Below are 14,851 nucleotides of genomic sequence, written 5' to 3'. Positions count from 1 at the left end.
TCGGCTGGGTGAGCGTTGCCATTTGCTTATTGAGATGGATTTATCCAGCCGCGTTTCCCGGCTGCGGCGCCCGTCAGCGCCAGGAGGCTACGGTGGCCTCGATCTCCTGTTGCAGCGCCTGCGCGCCGGGGGACAGGTGGGCGCCCTTCCTTTGCATGATGCCGATCTGCCGTTGCATGCCGTGCATCGCGAATGGCAGGGCGGTCAGTTGACCGGTGGCGATCTCGTGGTGCAACTGGTGCGCCGAGATCACGGTCAACATGTCGCTGGAAAGCAGCAGCCCGCGCAGCAGCGCCAGGTCGCCGGTCTCCACGGCCGCGCGCGGCACCTGCCGTCCGTTGTCGAGGAAGAACTGCTCGATCGAATCGCGCAGCGGGGTACCGGCGCGGGACAGCACCCAAGGGTAGCCGTCGAGATCGTCCAACGACAGCTTCTTGCGTCGCGACAGCGGATGCCCGGTGCGTGCGAGCAATGCCGCACTGTCGGCCACCAGTGGGCGCATGGAGAAGGTATCACTAGAGAAGGCGCGCAGGGCGCCGACGATGAAGTCGATGCGTCCGCTCATCAACCCGGCGGCCAGTTCTTCATAAGGACTTTCCAGCGAACGGATCTGCAGCCGAGGGTGTTTTTCCAGCACGCGCGCCAGCGCCGTGGGCAGCAGTTGCGAGCGCGCCAAAGGCAGGGCGCCGACGGTCACCGTGCCCTGCACGATGCCGGCCAGCGCGGCGATGTCTTCGGGAATGTGGCGCAGTTCGGCCAGCGCGCGCCCGAAGCGCTCGCTCCAGCGTCGGCCAGCGTCGGTCGGCAGCATGCCGTGCGCGGTGCGGAAGAACAGAGGTTGGCCCAGGATGCCTTCCAGCATGGAGATGGCCTGGCTGACTGCCGACGGCGAGACTTCCATCAGCCGCGCGACGCTGGGCATGTGATGCGTCTCCGCCAGCAGCGTGGCCGCCTGCAGGCGCCGTTCATTGAACAGTGCATCGAGGCTGGCGACCTGACTGCCGGTGCGCTCGCGCAGGCGCAGCGCATCGTCGCGCACTTCGCGCAGTTCGGCCTCGATGCGGTCCACGCGCAGCTTCACCGCCTCGCCGGCGCCGGTCAACAGCATGCCGCGTCCCTTGCGTTCGAACAGTTGGATGTCCAGGCTGTGCTCCAGCGCGGCGACAGAGCGCGCCACCGCAGATGAAGCGCGCAACAGCGTATCGGAAGAACGGCGCACGCCGCCGGTGGTGGCGACCACATTGAAGACGTGCAGGTGGCGCAAGTTGAGCAGGGACATGTTCGTGGGTCTCCGGGCGGCGCTGTCTGAACTCGATTAGAAAATTAGAACAGAGGAAAGGATACAACGCAACCAAGCGTGGCGACCGCTCGCGCATACTCGGCGCACTTATTTGCAAAGGTAAAGAGCGTGCCCAAGCCATCCAGTCAGGACCTGATCTCGATTCCCTGCACCCTGATGCGGGGTGGTACTTCGCGCGGGCCATTCTTTCTGGCAGGCGACCTGCCGGCCGCCAGCGAGCTGCGCGACCGGGCATTGCTGGCCGTCATGGGGTCTCCAGATCGTCGCCAGATCGACGGCCTGGGCGGCGCCCATCCCTTGACCAGCAAGGCCGCCATCGTCGGCCGCAGCAGTGTGCCGGGGGTGGATCTCGAGTTCCTGTTTGCCCAGCTGCAGCCGGAGTCGGACCTGGTCGACACTACTCCCAACTGCGGCAACATGTTGGCGGCGGTGCTGCCCTTCGCCATCGAGCGCGCCCTGGTGACGCCAAGTGATGGCGTGACCACGGCCCGCATCCTGACCCTCAACACCGGCATGCAGTGCGACGTTACCGTGCAGACGCCGGGTGGCCGCATCCGCTACGCCGGCGATACACGCATCGATGGTGTTCCGGGCAGTGCGGCTCCGGTGAAGATCAGTTTTATCGATACCGCCGGTTCTGTATGTCCGGCCATGCTCCCGACCGGCCGCGCGCGCGACCGCCTCGGCTTCTCGAGCGCCGGCGGCGCCGTACATGAACTGGACGTCACGATGATCGACAACGGCATGCCCATGGTGCTGCTGCGGGCGGCCGACGTCGGCGTGGACGGCCACGAGAGCGTGGCCGAGCTCAACGGCAACGCGGCGCTCAAGAATACGCTGGAAGCGCTGCGCCTGGCCGCCGGCCCATTGATGGGCCTGGGCGATGTGGCGACGAAGAACTATCCCAAGATGTGCCTGCTGTCGGCGCCCTCGGCTGGAGGCGCCATCGCGACTCGCTGCTTCATCCCGCACGTCTGCCATGAAGCCATTGGCGTGCTGGCGGCCGTCACGGTGGCCACCGCCTGCGTGCTCGAAGGTACCGTGGCGCAAGGGCTGGCGCAAGCGGGCGCCGGGGTGAGGCGCACCGTGTCGGTGGAGCATCCCAGCGGCGAATTCAGCGTCGAGCTGGAGTTGGATCCGCATGGCCGGCAAGAGATCGTGCGCGCCGCGCTGCTGCGCACGGCACGGCCCATCATGCGCGGCGAAGCGCTGATCCCGGCCGCCATCCTGAACCGGAACAACGAGAACCAGGAGAACTGCGAATGAGAGAACCAATGATCATCGATTGCCACGGCCACTACACCACCGCGCCCAAGGCGCTGGAGGACTGGCGCAACCGGCAGGTCGCCAACCTGAACACGCCGGAGCTGGGGCCGAAGGTCGCCGAGCTGCGCATCAGCGACGACGAGCTGCGCGATTCCATCGAGACCAACCAGCTGCGCCTGATGAAGCAACGCGGCGCCGACCTGACCATCTTCTCGCCGCGCGCGTCGTTCATGGCGCACCATATCGGCGACCTCAACACCAGCCAGACCTGGGCGGCAATCTGCAACGAGCTGTGCCATCGCGTGGCGCAATTGTTCCCGGATCACTTCATCGGCGCGGCCATGCTGCCGCAGTCGCCGGGGGCGGACATCCGCAGCTCGCTGGCGGAGCTGGAGAAATGCGTGAAGGAGTACGGTTTCGTGGGCGTCAACCTGAACCCGGATCCGTCCGGCGGCCACTGGACTTCGCCGCCGCTGTCAGACAAGTCCTGGTATCCGCTCTACGAGAAGATGGTGGAGCTGGAGGTGCCGGCCATGATCCACGTGAGCACCAGTTGCAACGCCTGCTTCCACACCACGGGCGCGCACTACCTGAACGCCGACACCACGGCCTTCATGCAGTGCCTCACCTCCGACCTGTTCAAGGACTTCCCGACGCTGAAGTTCCTGATTCCGCACGGCGGCGGCGCGGTGCCTTACCACTGGGGCCGCTTCCGCGGCCTGGCGCAGGAGATGAAGAAGCCGCTGCTCAAGGATCACCTGTTGAACAACATCTTCTTCGACACCTGCGTCTACCACCAGCCGGGCATCGACCTGCTCACGCGGGTGATCCCGGTGGAGAACGTGCTGTTCGCCTCCGAGATGATCGGCGCGGTGCGCGGCATCGATCCCGAGACCGGGCATTACTACGACGACACCAAGCGCTACATCGACGCGGCCGACCTGACCGCGCAAGAGCGCCACCAGATCTACGAGGGCAACGCGCGCCGGGTGTACCCGCGCCTGGACGCCGCCCTGACAGCGAAAGGATTGCAAGCATGAGCACACCGATGAACCAGCTGGGCGTGGTCAAGCGCACCATCGAACGCGCCGACGCCGGCGTGGTGGCACACCTCGGAAAGTTCGGCGCGGCCACAGTGCATGAGGCACAGGGCCGCACCGGTTTGCTGAAACCCTATATGCGCCCGATTTATCCGGGCGCCGCCATCGCCGGTACCGCCGTGACCGTGCTGCTGCATCCCGGCGACAACTGGATGCTGCACGTCGCAGCCGAACAGATCCAATCCGGCGACATCGTGGTGGCGGCAGTGACCGCTGACTGCACCGACGGCTACTTCGGCGACCTGCTGGCGACCAGCTTCATGGCGCGAGGCGCGAGGGCGCTGATCATCGATGCCGGCGTGCGCGACGTGAAGATATTGAAGGAGATGGGTTTTCCGGTATGGAGCAAAGCGATCAGCGCCAAGGGCACGATCAAGGCCACACTGGGTTCGGTCAACATCCCGGTGATCTGCGCCGGCGCGCTGGTCAACCCGGGCGACGCCATCGTGGCCGATGACGACGGCGTGGTGGTGGTGGCGGCCGACGATGCAGCGCGCGTGGCCCAGGCTGCGCAGAAGCGTGAGGACCTGGAAGGCGAGAAGCGCGAGAAGCTGGCCGCCGGCGTGCTGGGCCTGGATATGTACAACATGCGCGGGCCGCTGGAGGTGGCGGGACTGAAGTATATCGACTGAAATACGTCGACTGAAGCCGGGAGCGGCGCGATAAAAGGAGGGGCGACGGCGACGCCGGCAACGAAAACAGCGTGTCGCGGCAAGCAAATAAAGACAAAGAAAAGCAACAACAAGCAGCAGAAGAAAAATGGGACGGTCAAGCCGTCCATCCAATCGCCAACTTAAAGGAAAGAGGAAGACACCATGCAATCCACGCAACACACAGCCGCCCTGGACGCGGCATCATCAACAGCAGGCTGGACCGACCGTTCGGCGCTGATCAAGGCCGGCATCATCGGCGGCCTGACCGGTGGCATCATCATCTGGATCTATGAAGCGCTCGTGTGGGTCGGCGCCCAGCACATGATGCCGCTGGCCGGCATTCCACGCAACGCCACCGGCCTGGTGTTCGGCAAGGACGTCCAGGAGTCGCTGGGCATCATTGCCTACTTCGTCGGCACCGGCATTCATTTCTTCTTCACGATCGTGTGGGGCGTCCTGTTCGCGGCGATCTGGCCGCACTTCCGCCGCAAGGGCTATGAGGCCACATTCGTCGCCTTGTTCTATGCAGTGGTGGCGTGGATCCTGATGCACGTGGCGATCATGATCGCCTCCGACAACCATCCCAACTACTACGATCCCGCCGTGATCATCGGCGGCTTCATGTCGCACATCTTCTTCACCGTGCCGCTGGCGCTGATCGTCAAGAAGCACTTCGAAAGCCAGGCCCGGACCTGATTCGCCTGAACGCCTGATTCCTGTAGCAGCAACCCGACCCGCCAGGCGCCGCGCGCCCGGCGGTGGGAGACGGCTTTACCAGGATTTTCATGGCGTCCGATTCCAGAGCGCGCAAACAGCGGGATGCCGTCGCGCCGGCAAGGTTTCAACCCGCGACATCACAACATCGATATACCTTGAGGAGGAGCTCAGATGCATTTCACTAACAAAACAAAACTGTTGCCCGTGGCGCTGTTGCTGGCGGCGGCGCCGGCGGCGTACGCCCAGAGTTCGGTCACCATCTACGGCGTGCTGGATGTTTATACGGCGTACCAGAAGAGTACCGTGGGAGGCAAGAACACCTCGCTTTGGGCCATGGGAAACAACGGCGAAATGACCAGCCGGCTCGGCTTCAAGGGCAGCGAGGATCTGGGCGGCGGCTACCGCGCCACCTTCAACCTGGAGAACGGTTTCGATCCCAGCACCGGCGGCCAGCAGAACAACTATCGCCTGTTCGACCGTCAGTCGTGGGTGGGGCTGGGCGGCGGCTTCGGCGAGGTGCGCGTGGGTCGCCAGAACACGCCCATGTTCCTCTATGCCGGCAACATGGACGCCTTCGGCGCTGCCACCTACGGCTCGGCCTATAACAACTTCGCCAACTGGCTGGCGCGGGTCGACAACGACATCAGCTATATCTCGCCCAAGTTCGCCAACTCCAACCTGGAGTTGCATTACTCGGTGGGCGAGCGCGCCGGCAGCGTGGCGTCCAACTCGGTCTACCAGATCGGCGCCCAGACACAGCAGGGGCCGGTGTACGTGGGCAGCGCCTACCTGAACGCCAAGAACGGCACCAATACCAACAGCGTCAAGCAGTTCATGCTGGGCGGCAATGTGGACTATGGCAGCGGCAAGATCTACCTGGCGTTCTTCCGCACCAATGAAGTGGTCTCCGCCACCACCGGAAACGTGTTCGTCAACCCAGCCGGCAAGTACGATCCGACCGGCAACTTGCTGACTACCGCTATCGGCAACTATCACAACACCTATAGCCTCTCGGCCGACTACCGTATCAATGCCAGCACCACCATCGGCGCCGGCGGTGGCTATGTGAAGGACAGCTCGAGCTACAACAACAACGCCAGGCAGTTCAGCCTGATCGTGAACTATGACCTGTCCAAGCGCACCCGCCTGTACGCGGTGGCCTCGCGCCTGGTCAACCAGAACACGGCGGCCTACAAGATGACCGGCGCCAGCTTCACCGCCAGCCAGGCGCTGAGCCCGGATGCCGGCGCCAGCGAGACCGGCGTGCAATTCGGCATTCGCCATACCTTCTGATCCGGTTGCGCACTCCGGTCACGGAGTGCGCAAATGTGTTTACCGGATATCCAAGTTCAAAATCATTCCTTATCGCCCGGCGCAAAGCTGATTAGGATTTTCCTTCTCACCCTGTGAAGGAAATCCGTATGTCCGAAGCGGCCAACAGTCTTCCCCTGCCGGCATCGGCGCCGCCGGCCTCGGTTCCCGCGCGACCGCACGGGCCGATCGGCGCGCGCTCGCTATTCCTCATTTCCTGGATCGCGCCGCTGGCGCTGCTGCTGGCCTGGGAGGCCTTCGCCCGCGCCGGCGCGCTGTCGCCGCAGGTGTTGCCCGCGCCGAGCAAGGTGGTCGGCACCGCCTGGAACCTGATCGGCCAGGGCCGGTTGCTGTCGGACCTCGGCGCGAGCCTGCTGCGCGCTTCGGCAGGCTTTGCCATCGGCGGCAGCATCGGCTTCGCGCTGGGCACGCTGGTGGGCTTCTCGCGCCTGGCCGAGGCGCTGTTCGACCGCAGTGTGCAGATGGTGCGCGCGGTGCCCTTCCTGGCGGCGCTGCCGCTGGTGATCGTGTGGTTCGGCGTGGGCGAGGGCGGCAAGGTGTTCCTGGTGTCGCTGGGAGTGATGTTCCCGATCTATATCAATACCGTGCTGGGCATACGCCAGGTCGATCCCAAGCTGATCGAGCTGGGCCGCGTGACCGGTTTGTCGAACTGGACGCTGATCCGCCGCATCGTGCTGCCCGGCGCCTTGCCCTCGATCCTGGCCGGCGTGCGCTATGCGCTGGCGGTAGCGTGGCTGGCGCTGGTGATCGCGGAGACCATCGCCGCCAACGTCGGCATCGGCTCGCTGGCGATGGATGCGCGCGAATTCCTGCAGACCGATGTGATCGTGCTGACCATCGTCATCTACGCCGGCATCGGCGTGGTCTCCGACGGCATCGCCCGCTTGCTGGAGCGCAGGCTGCTGGCCTGGCATCCGAACTACGCGGGGAGGGCGCGCTGATGTCCGCCGCCGCTGCCATCACCCATACCATGCACCCGGCCGGCGTCGACGAGCCGGCCGTCATCGTCAGCAACCTGCAGCGCCGCTATGGCAGCCGCAACGTCATCAGGGGCCTGAACCTGCGCATCGCGCGCGGCGAGTTCGTGGCGCTGCTGGGCGAGAGCGGCTGCGGCAAGACCACGCTGCTGCGCGCCCTGGCCGGGCTGGACGCCATCGACGGCGGCCGCATCGACGGCGCCTCGCAGCCGGCGGTGGTGTTCCAGGAGCATCGCCTGATTCCCTGGGATCCGCTGTGGCGCAACGTCTCGCTCGGCCTCGACGACAAGAGCGGCCGGCCGCTGGCCAAGGCGGCGCTGGAAGAGGTCGGGCTGGGCAGCCGCATCGACGACTGGCCGCGCAACCTCTCCGGCGGCCAGGCCCAGCGCGTGGCGCTGGCGCGCGCGCTGGTGCGCGAGCCGCGCCTGCTGCTGCTGGACGAACCCTTCGCCGCGCTCGACGCGCTGACCCGCATCCGCATGCACGCGCTGGTGCGCCAGCTGCTGGAGCGCCACCGTCCCGGCGTGCTGCTGGTGACGCACGACGTGGACGAGGCCATCGTGCTGGCCGATCGCATCCTGGTCATGCGCGACGGCGCCATCGCGCGCGACTACACGGTCGCCCCCGAGGCCGCGCACAACCGCGCACACCCGGCCGCGCAGGAGCTGCGCGAGCGGCTGCTGGCCGAGCTGGGCGTGGCGGCGCAGGCCTGAGTTCCCGCGTGCCGCCGGCGCTGCCGGCGGCGTTCTTCTTCACCTTCATTACACTCTCATGAGCGAACACGACCAGCCAGCCAATCCCCATCGACGCCATTTGCTCCAGGCCGCCTTAGCCGGCGCCGCCCTGGGCGCGGGCGGACTTGCTTCTTCCGCCTGGGCCGCGCCCGGGAAATCGCGCAATACCGACACCGTGCGGCTGGCCTGGGGCAAGGGCGGCCTGCCCGGCATCGCGCGCACCCGCGGCGAGTTCGAGAAGACGCTGGCCAAGGACGGCATCAAGGTGCAGTGGATCGGGCCGTTCCCGAACCACGCGCCGTCCCTGCAGGCGGTGACAGGCGGCAGCGCCGACTTCGGTTTCGGCGGCAGCACCACGCCGGCGCTGGCGGCCATGATCGCCGGCTCGCCGCTGGTGTTCACCCAGTTCGCGGTGGTGGAGCCGCGCAGCACCGCCATCATCGCCAAGGACGGTTCCGGCATCGACAAGGTCGGCGACCTGGTCGGCAAGACGGTGGCGGTGAACCGTTCCGGCCTGGGCGAGTTCCTGCTGGTGGCGGCGCTGGAGAAGCACGGCATCGCGCGCGACAAGGTCAAGTTCGTCTACCTCAACCCGCCCGACGCCGGCCCGGCCTTCGCCCAGGGCAAGGTCGACGCCTGGTCGATGTGGAGTCCGGGCGTGGATATCGCCCGCGTGGAATACAAGGCGCACGACGTGTTCTTCGAAGGGCGCGACCTGGAGTTCCTGATCGACTTCAACTCCTACGTCACCCACCGCAAGTTCGCCGAGGAGAACGGCGACATCGTGCGCGCCGTGAACGCCGCCTACCGCACCGAAGGGGAGTGGATTACCAGCAATCCCAAGGAGGCCGAGCTCCTGGTGCAGAAGGACGCCGGCTATTCCGACGCCGTGCGCGATTCGCTGATCAGGCTGGCGCGCCGCTGGGAGTTCCACGGCGCCGACGACGCCAAGTTCATCGCCACCTTCCAGGGCGCGGCGGACTGGCTGTCGGCGCGCAAGATCCTGCCGCAGAAAGTGAAGGTCACCGACTACATCGTCAACGTCTAGGAGAACAGCATGAGCGTCAACTTCATCGGCATGGTCACCACCAACAAGAACTCGGAGATCCATGCGCCGACCGGCCCGGCGATCGACACCGACTACCTGCTGCGCTTCGCCCGCGCGCACGAGGAAGCCGGCTTCGACCGCGTGCTGGTGCCCTACCACTCCAACGGCCCGGATGCGATCCTGACCATCGCCCAGGTGGCGGCCGCCACCAGCCGCATCAAGCTGATGCTGGCGCACCGGCCCGGCTTCGTCTCGCCCACGCTGGCGGCGCGCCAGCTGGCCACGCTGGATCATTTCAGCGGCGGCCGCCTGGGCGTGCACATCATCTCGGGCGGTTCGGACCTCGAGCAGCGCCGCGACGGCGACTACCTCGATCACGACCGGCGCTATGCGCGCACCGACGAATACCTGGAGATCCTGCGCCGCGTCTGGAGCTCTGACAAACCGTTCGACCATGAGGGCGCGCACTACCGCTTCGAGCAGGCCTTCTCCGAGGTCAAGCCGGCGCAGAAGCCGCACATCCCGATCTTCTTCGGCGGCGCGTCGGACGCGGCCATTCCGGTGGCCGGCCGCCATGCCGACATCTACGCGCTGTGGGGAGAGTCGCTCGATCAGGTGCGCGACCTGACCGGCCGCGTGCGCGCCGAGGCCGCGCGCAACGGCCGCGAGATCGGCTTCTCGGTGTCCTTCCGCCCGATCCTGGCCGAGACCGAGGACAAGGCCTGGGAGCGCGCCGAGCGCATCCTGGAGGAGACCCGCCGCCTGCGCGCCGGCAACGCCAGGCTGCATCCGGCCTACACCGGGCCGCAGCAAAGCGAGGGCGCGCGCCGCCTGCTGGCCGCGGCCGAGCGCGGCGCGCGCGTGGACAAGCGCCTGTGGACCGCGATCGCCAAGGAGACCGGCGCGCGCTACAACTCCACCGCGCTGGTGGGCACGCCCGATCAGGTGGCCGAAGCGCTGCTGGACTACTACGACCTGGGCGTGACGACCTTCCTCATCCGCGGCTTCGATCCGCTGGAGGACGCGACCGACTACGGCCGCGAACTGATCCCGCGCACGCGCGAGCTGGTGGCGCAGCGCCTGGCGAAGAAGGCGGCCTGACGGCGGCGGCGCGCGAGCGTTGAAGTCCGCTTCGACGCTGAAGGAAAAAAGGCAGGGAGCGCTCCCTGCCTTTTTTGCATGCGCGTCATGTAGGCCCGTTCAGAAGCTGACGTTTGCCCCCACGTCCAGCGATCGCCCATATCCCGGCAAGGCCCGCAGCGTTCCCGATCTCGCATTGGCCAGGCCCGACAGGTAGACGCCGCCCAGCGCGTCCGCGTAGTTGCGGTTGAACAGGTTGCTCATGCCGGCCGACAGCGAGACCGCCTTGGTCGCCTGGTAGGTGCTTTTCAGGTTGACCAGGGTGTAGCTGGCGGTGACCGGTTCCAGGCGTTGCACATCCACCAGGGTCTTGCGCGCGATGTAATTCAGCTCGGCGCGGTTGCTCCAGTGGCCGCTGCGCTGTTCCAGCGCGGCCAGGAGGTTAAACGGCATCATGTGGTACAGGTTGCCGCCGGCCACGCGCGCGCCGCGTGTGATGCCGGCCTTGCCGGTGAAGGAGAGATCGCCCAGCGCGGCGCCCCTGTGCAGCGGTATCTTCCACGAGAGGTTGAGGCCGTACAGGCGCGCATCGTGGTTGGCAAAGCGCAGCAGGTTGCCCGAGGCGCTCGCCACGCCATACGGCCTGAAGCGGCCGATCACGTCGGCGTCGATGTAGTTCTGTACGTAGCTGAAGTAAGGCGTGGCCTTGACGTGCCAGCGGCGTTCGTCGCCCTCGTGGTCTTCGCTGTGCCAGTCGGCGGTGGCGCTCAAGGTATTGGCCACTTCGGGCTTGAGGTCGATGTTGCCGACGTAGCCGTTGCCGTCGCCGAACCAGTTGGTCATGGTCATGGCCATGGTGCCGCGGCCCCAGGTGTAGCGCTCGTAGAGGTTGGGCGAGCGCGTCTTGCGGGCGTAGCCCCATTCGAAGGTCGTGCCTGCGTCCCGCTCCAGGCGCACCAGCGCGCTGAGGTCGATGTTGTTGTCGCTCCTGGCATGGCTGCGGCTGTTGAAGACGGCTGCCGCCGCGGCGTCGGCGGCGTTCATCATGCCGGCGCCGTAGGCCTGGACCTTGCCCGAGTCGGTCTTCACCAGCTCGTCGCGGATGCCCACCAGCGTGCTCCAGCGTGGATCGAGCTTGCGTTCCCATTCGGCGAACAGCGCAAAGCGGTCGCGCCTGCCATCGCTGATGTTCACGTATGGGTTGGGGCCCATCATCATCGAGCCGGGCACAGCGGGCCAGTCGTCGTTGAGGCGGAAGCTGTGGAACTCGTTGCCGATGCGCAGGGTGTCGCCGCCGTCCCGGCCGAGGTCGATGTCGGCCCGGGCCGTGTAGCCCATGTCGCGGCCGCGGGTGTTCATCGGCATGGTGCCGGTGCGCTCGGCGGTGAAGAAGCCCATCGCATGTTCGGTATGCTGCCAGTAGAGTTTGGCGTGGAGCTTGCCCCAGTCGAAGCGGCGGTCGTAGCCGAGATTGGCGAAGGTGGCGCGGTTGCCGGTCATGTCCATGTACTGGTTGGGGAAACCCTGGAAGGGAATGTATTGCTGGCCGACCTTCAGTACCAATTGGCGGTCATCGCCGCGCGCGGCCACGGTGAGCGCGTGGTTATCGCTTTCGAACTGGCTGGCCAGCACCTTCTGCCCGTTGCCGCTCACGTAGCTCTCGGCGCGCGTGCGGCTGGCGGTGTAGCCGACCGACAAGCTGTCGGTGGCGACGGTGGCGTTGACCGATGCCGATACCTCGGCGTTGACGCTGCGCGCAGACGTCGAGAAACCGCCCTTGACCAGCGTCCAGCCCGGGCCGTCCGCGTATTGCGGCGCCGGCGAATTGAGTTCGATGCTGCCGCCTATGCTGTCCCCGCCCGCGCTGACCGGCGTGATGCCGGCGATCACGCGCACTGTCCCGACCTGGGATGGCGGCATGTAGGACATGGGGGCGTTCATCTGGTTGCCGCAGGCGGCGGTGATTTCCATGCCGTCGAGCCTGATCTTGAGGCGGTCGGCGGCGAAGCCGTTCAAGACCGGCAGCGCCGAGACCCCGCCGGCCGCAGCGGCGGCATAGCCTGGTTCCGTCACGGGCAGCAGGGCGCTGTCGGCGCCGCTCCGGACGGCTTGCGCCGGCTTGTCGCCGCTCACGGTGATGGCCGGGAGCGGCCCGTCGGGCGCGGCTTTCGTTTGGGCTTGAGCTTGGGTATGCGCGGCGCAGGCCAGCGCCACTGCAAGGGCGCAGCGATTGAACTTCATTGGAATTCCCCGTCGTTGTTGTGATGTGAAATGGCAACCGTGGGCGGGGCATCGGACGATGCGCGATGCGTGGCGGGATACTTGAGGCACACCGGGCGAAAAGTGCTGCCGGTGACGGTCTTGCCAGCGGGAAATTATGCAGTGCCGGGTGCGGCGCGTCGTGCGACATATTGTCGCAACGCGCGCGCACCGGAGCCGGGAGGTATTACACCGATTGCAGCGCCTGGTCGAGATCGGCGATCAGGTCGTCGATGTGCTCGATGCCGATCGACAGGCGCACCGTATCTTCTGTCACGCCGGCCTTGGCCAGTTCGGCGGGGGAGAGCTGGCGGTGCGTGGTCGAGGCCGGGTGCGTGGCCAGCGACTTGGCGTCGCCGATGTTGACCAGGCGCGTGAACAGTCGCAAGGCATCCTGGAAGCGCGCGCCGCCCTCGCGTCCATCGCCCACGCCGAAGGTCAGCACGCCCGAGGCGCGGCCGTTGAAGTACTTGCGGGCCAGCGCATGGTCGGGGTGGTCTTCCAGGCCGGCATAGTTGACCCAGTTCACCTTGGAATGGCGCTTGAGGTATTGCGCCACCGCCAGCGCGTTGGCGGTGATGCGGTCCAGCCGCAGCGCCAGCGTCTCAATCCCCTGCAGGATCTGGAAGCTGTTGAACGGCGACAGCGCGGCGCCGGTATTACGCAAGGGCACCACGCGCGCGCGGCCGATGTAGGCGGCTTCGCCCAGCGCCTCGGTGTAGACCACGCCGTGGTAGCTGACGTCCGGTTCGTTCAGGCGCTTGAAGCGCTCCTTGTGCTTGGCCCAGGGGAATTTCCCGGAGTCGACGATGGCGCCGCCCAGCGTGGTGCCGTGGCCGCCGAGGTACTTGGTGAGCGAGTGCACGACGATGTCGGCGCCGTGCTCGAAGGGGCGCAGCAGGTAGGGCGTGGCCACCGTGTTGTCGACGATCAGCGGCACGCCGTGGCGATGCGCGATCCCGGCGATGGCGGCGATGTCGGTGACGTTGCCCAGCGGGTTGCCGATCGACTCGATGAAGACCGCCTTGCTGCGCGCATCGAACAACGGTTCGAAGGAGGCTGGCTGGCGCGGATCGGCGAAGCGCGTCTCGATGCCGAACTGCGGCAGCGTGTGGGCGAACAGGTTGTAGGTGCCGCCGTACAGCGTGGAGGCCGAGACGATATTGTCGCCGGCCTCGGCGATGGTTTGGATCGCGTAGGTCACCGCGGCCTGCCCGGAGGCCACCGCCAGCGCGGCGATGCCGCCCTCCAGTGCGGCCAGGCGTTTCTCCAGCACGTCCTGGGTCGGGTTCATGATCCGCGAATAGATGTTGCCCTGCACCTTGAGGTCGAACAGGTCGGCGCCGTGCTGCGTATCGTCGAAGGCGAAGGCCACGGTCTGGTAGATCGGCACGGCCACCGCGCGCGTGGTCGGGTCGGGGTCGTAGCCGGCGTGGAGAGAGAGGGTTTCGAATTTCCAGTCTGCTTGGTCTGCCATGGTCGTCTCGCTTGTCGTCTGTTTGAAGGGATGCGGCAGGAAGACGCTAGCGCGGACGGGGCGGGCGGCGAAGGAATGGTTTTGCATATGAATATGCGCAGGGAGGACGCCGGTTACGGGGGCTTGTGCATGAAAACCACATTTCTTTGCGCATTCGTCCAAGATCGGGTATAGTGTTCGTTGTACTTGCATCAAGCCGTATTCTTGTTGGTTCCAATTCCGCCTGACTGTTGTTCTCCCTCCGGTCGTTCTGTCTTTTTTCCTTCGGTTTTATCTTGGTCTCAAGTGCCTTTCGGGCATGACGCCCCTATTCAATCAAAGGAAATATTATGAGCACCCAAACTGGCGTGGTGAAGTGGTTCAACGATGCAAAGGGTTTCGGTTTCATCACCCCCGATGCCGGCGGCGCTGATCTGTTCGCCCACTTCCAGGACATCCAGTCCACCGGTTTCAAGAGCCTGTCCGAGAACCAGCGCGTGTCGTTCGAGCGCGGCGTCGGCCCCAAGGGCGAAAAAGCGACCAACATCAAGCCGATCGCTTAAGCATCATCTTTCAAGCCTGAGCTTGCCCGCCGTCCATACGCGGCAGGCAGCCAGGCCCGGCGTTTCCACCGCTCCGATTTACGGATATCTGTGGCCGGCACCTTGCAGATAGCAGGGGCTGGCAATCGAGTCGGCGCGATGGCGACGCCGGCCCGCTTCACCGTCACATGCCAACGCGCAGATAGCGCGGGCATGCGCTGCGGGAAGCCGGCCAAGCAAATAGTTTATTAAGCTTCGTTATCCGGCATGCGGCCCGCAAGGGCAGCCGGAATCGGCGAGCGACTGTATTGGAATGGCACCGCCCGGATAGGACGGGTCGTTCAACGCTGCGGCACCATGCAGATAGCATGGGTTGCGGAGAATTCA

13 protein-coding genes are annotated in these 14,851 nt (G+C 65.9%); 10 read left to right on the top strand and 3 right to left on the bottom strand.

Annotation, left to right across the window (positions count from 1 at the left end; genetic code table 11):
• Positions 1–73 precede the first annotated feature (73 nt).
• Positions 74–1,279: a LysR family transcriptional regulator gene (locus tag Herbaro_RS16955; RefSeq protein WP_275010789.1), complete on the bottom strand. Its 1,206-nt coding sequence runs from the start codon at positions 1,277–1,279 to the stop codon at positions 74–76.
• Between the two features lie 129 nt (positions 1,280–1,408).
• On the opposite strand from Herbaro_RS16955, the gene Herbaro_RS16950 reads away from it, so the two are divergent.
• The 9 genes from Herbaro_RS16950 (at position 1,409) to Herbaro_RS16910 (ending at position 10,228) form a co-directional block, all read left to right on the top strand.
• Positions 1,409–2,566, top strand: a complete 1,158-nt coding sequence (locus Herbaro_RS16950) for a 4-oxalomesaconate tautomerase (RefSeq protein ID WP_275010788.1) — start codon at positions 1,409–1,411, stop codon at positions 2,564–2,566.
• 8 nt (positions 2,567–2,574) lie between these two features.
• The gene (locus Herbaro_RS16945) at positions 2,575–3,606 is read left to right on the top strand and encodes an amidohydrolase family protein (RefSeq protein WP_275014042.1); all 1,032 of its coding nucleotides are present in this window, start codon (positions 2,575–2,577) and stop codon (positions 3,604–3,606) included.
• Between the two features lie 8 nt (positions 3,607–3,614).
• A complete protein-coding gene (gene ligK / locus Herbaro_RS16940; RefSeq protein ID WP_275014041.1) occupies positions 3,615–4,298 on the top strand; it encodes a 4-carboxy-4-hydroxy-2-oxoadipate aldolase/oxaloacetate decarboxylase in 684 nt (227 codons plus the stop codon).
• Between the two features lie 183 nt (positions 4,299–4,481).
• On the top strand, positions 4,482–5,015 hold the full coding sequence (locus Herbaro_RS16935; protein WP_275010787.1) for a hypothetical protein: 534 nt from the start codon (positions 4,482–4,484) through the stop codon (positions 5,013–5,015).
• Between the two features lie 192 nt (positions 5,016–5,207).
• Positions 5,208–6,329: a porin gene (locus Herbaro_RS16930; protein ID WP_275010786.1), complete on the top strand. Its 1,122-nt coding sequence runs from the start codon at positions 5,208–5,210 to the stop codon at positions 6,327–6,329.
• 128 nt (positions 6,330–6,457) lie between these two features.
• Entirely contained in the window at positions 6,458–7,309 is an 852-nt protein-coding gene (locus tag Herbaro_RS16925) for an ABC transporter permease subunit (RefSeq protein WP_275010785.1), read from the top strand.
• Positions 7,309–8,058: an ABC transporter ATP-binding protein gene (locus tag Herbaro_RS16920; protein ID WP_275010784.1), complete on the top strand. Its 750-nt coding sequence runs from the start codon at positions 7,309–7,311 to the stop codon at positions 8,056–8,058. The genes Herbaro_RS16925 and Herbaro_RS16920 overlap by 1 nt, the downstream gene beginning before the upstream one ends.
• A 58-nt stretch (positions 8,059–8,116) precedes the next feature.
• Positions 8,117–9,127, top strand: coding sequence for an NrtA/SsuA/CpmA family ABC transporter substrate-binding protein (locus Herbaro_RS16915; protein WP_275010783.1), 1,011 nt, complete (start codon positions 8,117–8,119; stop codon positions 9,125–9,127).
• Between the two features lie 9 nt (positions 9,128–9,136).
• On the top strand, positions 9,137–10,228 hold the full coding sequence (locus Herbaro_RS16910) for an LLM class flavin-dependent oxidoreductase (protein WP_275010782.1): 1,092 nt from the start codon (positions 9,137–9,139) through the stop codon (positions 10,226–10,228).
• Positions 10,229–10,327: 99 nt separating this feature from the next.
• On the opposite strand, the gene Herbaro_RS16905 is transcribed toward Herbaro_RS16910, so the two are convergent.
• Both Herbaro_RS16905 and Herbaro_RS16900 read right to left on the bottom strand, forming a co-directional pair.
• The gene (locus tag Herbaro_RS16905) at positions 10,328–12,448 is read right to left on the bottom strand and encodes a TonB-dependent receptor (protein WP_275010781.1); all 2,121 of its coding nucleotides are present in this window, start codon (positions 12,446–12,448) and stop codon (positions 10,328–10,330) included.
• 205 nt (positions 12,449–12,653) lie between these two features.
• A complete protein-coding gene (locus Herbaro_RS16900; RefSeq protein ID WP_275010780.1) occupies positions 12,654–13,943 on the bottom strand; it encodes an O-acetylhomoserine aminocarboxypropyltransferase/cysteine synthase family protein in 1,290 nt (429 codons plus the stop codon).
• Between the two features lie 329 nt (positions 13,944–14,272).
• Between Herbaro_RS16900 and Herbaro_RS16895 the strand changes: the two genes are divergently transcribed.
• The gene (locus tag Herbaro_RS16895; protein ID WP_275010779.1) at positions 14,273–14,485 is read left to right on the top strand and encodes a cold-shock protein; all 213 of its coding nucleotides are present in this window, start codon (positions 14,273–14,275) and stop codon (positions 14,483–14,485) included.
• Positions 14,486–14,851 lie beyond the last annotated feature (366 nt).

It is taken from the genome of Herbaspirillum sp. WKF16 (assembly GCF_028993615.1).
Classification (GTDB): Bacteria; Pseudomonadota; Gammaproteobacteria; order Burkholderiales; family Burkholderiaceae_D; genus Herbaspirillum.
The sequence above is the reverse complement of the archived record's forward strand: the minus strand, read 5'-3'. Positions and strand labels throughout refer to the sequence as shown.